Source organism: uncultured Ferrimonas sp., assembly GCF_947489035.1.
GTDB lineage: Bacteria > Pseudomonadota > Gammaproteobacteria > Enterobacterales > Shewanellaceae > Ferrimonas.
Genome location: NZ_CANLCI010000005.1, coordinates 168,514 through 175,506 on the forward strand (window position 1 = coordinate 168,514; position 6,993 = coordinate 175,506).

General features: G+C 53.3%; 6 protein-coding genes and 1 rRNA gene. 2 read left to right on the plus strand and 5 right to left on the minus strand.

Annotation, left to right across the window (positions count from 1 at the left end; all coding sequences use genetic code 11):
* Window positions 1-2: 2 nt before the first annotated feature.
* Complete coding sequence (locus Q0796_RS05270; protein WP_298440863.1) at window positions 3-569, plus strand: lysophospholipid acyltransferase family protein; 567 nt, start codon at window positions 3-5, stop codon at window positions 567-569.
* On the opposite strand, the gene Q0796_RS05275 is transcribed toward Q0796_RS05270, so the two are convergent.
* Window positions 532-1,818, minus strand: coding sequence for a mechanosensitive ion channel domain-containing protein (locus tag Q0796_RS05275; RefSeq protein ID WP_298440865.1), 1,287 nt, complete (start codon window positions 1,816-1,818; stop codon window positions 532-534). The genes Q0796_RS05270 and Q0796_RS05275 overlap by 38 nt on opposite strands.
* Before the next feature lie 327 nt (window positions 1,819-2,145).
* On the opposite strand from Q0796_RS05275, the gene mtnC reads away from it, so the two are divergent.
* On the plus strand, window positions 2,146-2,823 hold the full coding sequence (gene mtnC / locus Q0796_RS05280) for an acireductone synthase (protein WP_298440866.1): 678 nt from the start codon (window positions 2,146-2,148) through the stop codon (window positions 2,821-2,823).
* A 73-nt stretch (window positions 2,824-2,896) separates the two neighbouring features.
* On the opposite strand, the gene Q0796_RS05285 is transcribed toward mtnC, so the two are convergent.
* The 4 genes from Q0796_RS05285 to rrf form a co-directional block, all read right to left on the minus strand.
* A complete protein-coding gene (locus tag Q0796_RS05285) occupies window positions 2,897-3,301 on the minus strand; it encodes a thioesterase family protein (protein WP_298440867.1) in 405 nt (134 codons plus the stop codon).
* A gap of 94 nt (window positions 3,302-3,395) precedes the next feature.
* Window positions 3,396-5,177, minus strand: a complete 1,782-nt coding sequence (locus tag Q0796_RS05290; RefSeq protein ID WP_298440878.1) for a long-chain fatty acid--CoA ligase — start codon at window positions 5,175-5,177, stop codon at window positions 3,396-3,398.
* 389 nt (window positions 5,178-5,566) lie between these two features.
* The gene (locus Q0796_RS05295) at window positions 5,567-6,652 is read right to left on the minus strand and encodes a cytochrome c peroxidase (protein ID WP_298440880.1); all 1,086 of its coding nucleotides are present in this window, start codon (window positions 6,650-6,652) and stop codon (window positions 5,567-5,569) included.
* Window positions 6,653-6,795: 143 nt separating this feature from the next.
* Window positions 6,796-6,910 (minus strand): 5S ribosomal RNA (gene rrf, locus Q0796_RS05300).
* Between the last annotated feature and the right edge of the window lie 83 nt (window positions 6,911-6,993).

A 6,993-nucleotide genomic window follows, 5' to 3' on the forward strand; every position in this document is an offset into this window, starting at 1 on the left:
CGATGATCAGCCCGCTGTGCAAAACGCTGTTGCAATTGGCGGGCTGGCGCATTGAAGGGCAGCTGCCTGCGCTGCCGAAGTTTGTGGTTATTGCTGGCCCCCACACCAGCAACTGGGATTTTATTCTGGGCATTCTTGCCAAAGGACAATTGCGGATCCCCGCCCGCTTTATCGGCAAGCATCAGCTCTTTAAGCCCCCTTTTGGCTGGTTGTTTCGTGCCCTTGGTGGCCGCCCAGTGGTCCGCACTCAGGCCAACAATCTGGTTGAAACCATTGCCGCATTATTCCAGCAAGAACCCCGCTTTGTGATGGCGCTATCGCCGGAAGGCACCCGTGCGCCAGTGGCGCGTTGGAAAACCGGTTTCTACCACATCGCGATTCTGGCCAAGGTGCCCATTGTGCCGGTGGCGTTCGATTTTCGGCAGCGCCGCATTGTGATTGGCGATGCCCTTTACCCCGGCGACAGCAAGGCCGCCGATATGGCACAGCTATTGGCGTTTTTCCGCCAGTTTCAAGGCCGCTTTCCGCAACCTATTCCTCACTACCGGTCTGAACAAGATCGGCTGTGATCGCCCCGCGCCATTGGCGCAGATCCGCGCCGGTGGGTTGCTGCATGGTACGCAAGCCAAACTGCGGCAAGATGGCGAAAACATGGTCGAAGATGTCACTTTGGATCGCCTCGAACTGCTCCCAGCGAGTGTCATTACTGAAGCAGTAGATCTCCAGAGGCAAGCCCTCGGAACGCGGATCCAACTGCCGCACTAATAGGGTTTGCTGCTGGTGAATCGCCGGATGCTGACGCAGATAGGCCAAGAGGTAAGCACGCAAACAGCCAATGTTGGTTAGCCTGCGGCCATTACTGGGTTGCTGCAGGTTGGTAAGCGTGGCGTTCGTGCTGGCGATGCTGTGTTGCTTCTGTTCCAGATAAGGACGCAGCAGATTGATTTCACTTAATCGCGCTAAGGTTGGCGGATCAACAAAATCGATGCTGTGTTGATCCAACAGCAGGGCTCGTTTGATCCGGCGGCCACCACTTTCTGACATGCCGCGCCAGTTTCGAAAGGCATTAGAGACCATCGCATAAGCGGGGATCATGGTGATGGTTTTGTCCCAGTTCTGCACCTTAACCGTAGTAAGGCTCACTTCTAACACCTCACCATCGGCCCCAAACTGATCCATCTGCACCCAGTCGCCGCGACTAACCATGCGGTTAATCGACAACTGGATCCCCGCAACAAAGCCCAAAATGGTATCGCGGAAGATCAGCAGCAACAGACCGGTTGCAACCCCCAGCCCCGAGAGCAGATACAGCGGCGAGCGATCCAGCAGTGCCGCCAGCATTAAGATCAGGCTGATCAACACCAAAAACAGTTTGCTTAACTGCACCATGCTTTGCAGTGGCAAACGGCGGCTAAGCGGGTTGGCTTGCAGCGCATCAAAGAGGGTATCGAGCAGCGCAAACAACAGCGACACCGCCAACAGCAGCAGCCACAGGTGCAGCAATTTATCGATCACCAGCAACAGCGTTGGCCACGGTGCCAACAACAGCGGCGCGCCCCAGCTCAGCAGCACCATTGGCACTAAACGCGCCAATTTAGGCAGCAACCGATGGCGCTGTAAACCACTGTGCCAAGTGAGCGGTAACTGTGCATTCAGCTTGGCCAACATTAACCCCACAGCCCCTCGGGCAAGCCAGAGGCTTAACCACGCTAACGCAACCAACCCCAGTGACAACACCAACGCCAAATAGGGGCCATCGGCACTCAACTCAACGCCGGTTTGTGCCAACCATTGGCTTACCTGTTGCTGCAACGACATCGCCTGCCTCTCCTGTGCTTCAAATTGCGCCTTGTCAGCATACAAATCATCCAGAAAAAAGACAGCGCTTTCCGTTACTTCCAATCAATAGCCAGGGTGATAAAAATAGGGTTTTGCACTGAAAAGCACAGGCTTTACAATCACGCCAGCAACACCAACGTCACGTTTTATGGTGCTATTGCCGACCAAGGCAACGTTGCCCCTAAGCGCAATCGCTTCAGGGTGTAAATAAGCAACGAAAATGTCCGCTGGATCACACAGTGACTGGTGTTGCCCAAGGGCTCAGCCTGCTATTCTGTAATCACAGCGCCTACTAGGAAGGAACAAATGGGAATTCAAGCAATTATTGTCGACACCGCCGGTACTACGACCGATTTTGCCTTTATTAAAGAGGTGTTGTTTCAATATTCTGCCAAGGCGTTACCCACCTTCTTGCAAGAGCATGAAAATGATTTTTCGGTTGCCACCCTGCTGCAGGATGTGCGCCGCTTAAGTGGACGTAACGACGCCGATTTGGCCGAACTCACCAGCTTGTTGCTGGAGTGGATCGAACAAGACAACAAGGCAACGCCACTGAAAACCCTGCAAGGGCTGATCTGGCAACAAGGCTACCTGCAAGGTGATTTTAAAGGCCATGTGTTCGCTGATGCCGCCACTGCACTGCAGCAATGGCAGGGTGAAGGCAAGCGTCTGTACAGCTACTCTTCCAGCTCTGCCGATGCCCAAGAACTGCTGTTCCGTTACAGCGACCAAGGCGATCTCAGCAACTTGTTCTACGGCCACTTCGATACCAACTTAGGTCAGAAGAAAACCGTACAAGCCTACAAGAACATCTTAAACACCGTATCGCTGTGGCCACGCCAAGTGTTGTATGTGTCTGATGACTTAGAAGAGCTGAATGCCGCTGCCGAAGCTGGCCTGCAAACCATGCAGATTGTCCGTACCGACAACCTGTTTACCGGTAAGCACAGCGTGCACAGCGACTTTAGCAGCATCAAGCTGTAACTCGGTTCGGTCATCACCACCCCGACAAAAAGGGCGCCTTACGGCGCCCTTTGGTTATGTTATTCGCTCACTATTACTGATCGGGTTCTGGCAGCAAGTGCGGCTGAAGCTGAGTGCGGATCGCCGCTGGAATAGGCGCTGCCCGCTGCGCTTGGTAATCAAAATGCACCATAACCGCTTGCCCGCGCGCCACCACGTTGCCTGCTTGCACCACTTGATGCCACACTTCAAACGAACTGTTACCCAGCTTATTTAGGCCGGTTCGGATCGTCACTGGCTGGCCGTAATAGATTTGAGCCATAAAATCGACGCTGATCCGCGCCAAGATCAAATTCCAGTTCCCCAACTCCAGTTGCGGCACAAACAGTTCAAAGATCGGGGTCCGTCCCTCTTCAAACCACACCGGCACCACCGTGTTGTTGATGTGCCCCAATGCATCGGTTTCAAAAAAACGCGGAGACAGCTGCAGTTCAAACATCGACTTATCCTTAGGTCTGTGGCAATTGCCTGAAGCTACAACAAAAAAGGCTCCCAGTGGGAGCCTTTTTGCCAAGACAAGACAAGACAAGACCTTAGTCTAGCTGCACCACTTTCTTGTACATCGACTCAATCTCGGCGGCGAAGCGTTGGTTAATCACCTTACGACGCAGCTTCAAGGTTGGGGTGATCTCCCCCATTTTCTGGCTGAACTCACGGTTGATCAGCGTAAACTTCTTCACCTGTTCAAACTTCGCCAACTCTTGCTGCACCTCTTTTAGGCGCTCCTCAAAGTGAGCGTTGACCTTGGCGTTTTCCAGCAGTTCCAATTTGTCCTTGTAGGGAATATTGCGCTCTTTCGCCCACGCTTCCAGTGCTTCAAATGCCGGTACGATCAATGCCGACACGTAGTTACGGGCATCAGCAATAATGGCGATCTGTTCCACCAAGGGTTCACGGCTGCACATCCCTTCCACCCGTTGTGGTGCGATGTATTTGCCGTTCGAGGTTTTCATTAACTCTTTGATGCGATCGGTGATCACCAATCGTCCCTGTTCATCCAAACGACCACAATCCCCGGTGCGTAACCACCCATCTTCGGTAAAGGTTTCGGCATCGGCTTCTGGGCGGTGATAGTAACCGCGCATCACGGTATCACCGCGCACCAGCACTTCGTCGTTGGCGCCAATTTTCAGTTCAACGTCAGGCAATGGGGTGCCGTTGCTGCCAATGCCAATGTTGCCAGGGCGACTGGCCGTAACCGTTGCCGTTGTTTCAGTCATGCCAAAACCACACAACACGGATAAACCAACCGATTGGAAGAAGCGATTAACCTGCGGATCCAACGCCGCGCCGCCACAAGGCATCATTCGAATGCGGCCACCTAACTGATCGCGGATCTTCGATAACACGAGTCGGTCAGCCGCGATCCACTTAAAGGTGCGCCACGGGCCAAAGCGCATCTCGCCTTGGTCTTTTAAGAAATGGTTATGGCCCTGATGCAAGGCCCATTGGAACAAGCGCTGGCGTCCCTTAGGAGCCTTGCTCACTTTATCCATCACCGCGGAATAGATCTTTTCAAACAAGCGCGGCACCGCGCACATCGCATGGGGGCGGATCTCTTTCAGTGCCCCTTGTACCTGAGCAGGGTTAAGCAGATAGGCGTTGGTGCCACCTTGGCTTAATGCGTAGATGGTCCACGCCCGCTCAAACACATGAGACAGTGGCAAAAAGGCCAGAGTGACGTCGCCGCTGTGGAATGGAATAAACTCACAGTGCTGACGAATGGCACTGGCGAAGTTACGCTGATCCAGCATCACCCCTTTTGGATCACCGGTGGTGCCCGAGGTATAGATAAGCGTATGTAGATCATCCAGGTGGCTGTCGTTGATCCGTTGATCTAATTCACCCTGTAGGCTGTGGTGATCGCCATCCAGCAGCTCTTGCCAGTGAACTACCGTCACCGCACACGCCACCTTAACCAGCGCCTTATCCATCAAGATAATGTGCGTCAAGGTCGGGCACAGTTCGATCAGTTGCAACGCTTTATCGTATTGCTCTTGGCCGCCCACAAACAGCACCTTCGCCTGAGCATCATTAATGATGTAGGCCGCTTGCTCGCTGGTGCTGGTTGGGTAGATTGGTGCACTTACCGCGCGCAGCTGAGCAATCGCCAGATCGGCAATCGTCCACTGTGGGCTGTTTTGCGCAAAAATGGCGAGTTTGTCTTGTACGCCAATATCTAACGCCAACAACGCGCGAGAGATCCCATCGGCGAACAGGCCAAATTGCTGCCAACTGATGTCTTGCCACTGTTTCTGCGCTTGGTAACGTAACGCGGGGGCATCAGGCATCTGTTGCATACGTTGACGTAGCATGGCCACCAAATGGAACTGCTCTAAAGGTGTCTTCAACACGATCTCCTACAGGTGTTTTAATTGAGCGTACAAGCGTTCGCTTTATAACATGAATGAACAACGATTTAGAGGAGATCTGCAGCGAAAATCGCCATTCTCAACATCGTTGCTTAGCAAGTGAACACCGCATCCTGATTTGAATCAGATTCCGTTGAGAATAGCCGTCCTTAACCAATAAAACTCACACCGTCATCACAGTGCCTCACCGCTTGCATCTTCGGCGCGCAACAACTGACCATCCATGTCGTCATCGTCATTGGCTATCCATGGGGCCAGGCAATTGGCATCCGAAGCACAGGGATCGGTCAAGCTTTCCAGAAACGCCCGCAACTGCTGCCGTTGGGTATTATTCAGGTTGATTTGCGGTAATAAACTGCGATTCTGCTGCAATCGTCGTAACTGAGCCAGTGCCAGCTCACTGTTATTGGCCGACTCTGGAAACAACGAACCACAGTTGGCAACGCGATCAAACGACGCCATTTGGCACCATTGCTGTTGTTCAAAAAGGCGTTCACCCGTTGCCGAGGGTTATTGTAGTGCGCTAATATCGCATCCAGATCGGCATAGCTGCCCGCATGACCATAGGGGGCGGTGAGCGCCACATTCAGCAGTGACGGCGTACGAAAAGCGTAGCGCTGATCAACGTCACTGTTTACCCGCTCGCGACCAAAGTCATCGTGGTTGCCATCCCCTTTGCCTGGGCCAAACTGCGGAAAGGCGATCACATGGTGCTGCTCATCGGTAAAAGCGGGGCCAGAATGGCAAGCCACGCACCCGGCACCGCCATCGTCTGCCGTGCTAAAAAACAGCTCAGCCCCCTGTTTTTGCTGATCGGTCAACGCAGTCAGCTCCCCACTTAGATAGCGATTCCACGACGAATCAATCAATTGCAAAGAGCGCTCATACGCAGCAATCGCAATTGCGACGTGAGTAAAGGTCACTAAGGTTGTCGCGTCTTCATCGCGACCAAATCCTTGCTGAAATGCCTGAAACCATTTATTGAGTGAGAGTTCATCGGCGCCAATGCCATACCCCCCAAGTCGCGCAGACAAATGATTGCGGATCGCAGCGTTGCTAGCCAAGGGCTCAAATTCTGCCGTTTTCATCTCGGCTGCAGACGTTACCGGAAACCCTGCCTGGGCCGCCAAAAGGTTACTGCCGGCCGCGGGATCGAGCCCTCTACTGTCACCATCTGGGGTAGCAATGCCGTTGCCAACACGTTCAATCCGCGAGTCCCAAAACAATCCTTGTTGCAGCAAGCCCACGTTAAAGATCGTTGGGCTATGTCGCGGCACGTCAATCACGCCACTGCTGGGTTGCCGCCCCGGCCCTAACAGCTCTGGAATCTGTGCATTGGTGCCAATGGGTAAGGCCAATCCATCAGCCCCAGCCAACTTAGGATGGTGACAACTGGCGCACGCGCTATCAAAGCCAATTGCCCGCCCTGCGGGTAATTCGGGCTCTAGGACTACCCTTGGTTATCAGCACTGCAGAGATCCAGCAGAAAACATCGCTAAAAACTAAAACACCCAAACGAAAAAAGCCCCGTCCAAAGGACGGGGCTTGATTCTAAATAAGTGTCTGACGATGACCTACTCTCACATGGGAACTCCCACACTACCATCGGCGCAACTGCGTTTCACTGCTGAGTTCGGCATGGGATCAGGTGGGGCCGCAGCGCTATTGTCATCAGACAAAATACGTAATTTGGTAAGCTGATTTTTCTCAACAATCTCACAAGCTCTGCGATATCCGCAAAACCACTTGGGTGTTGTAT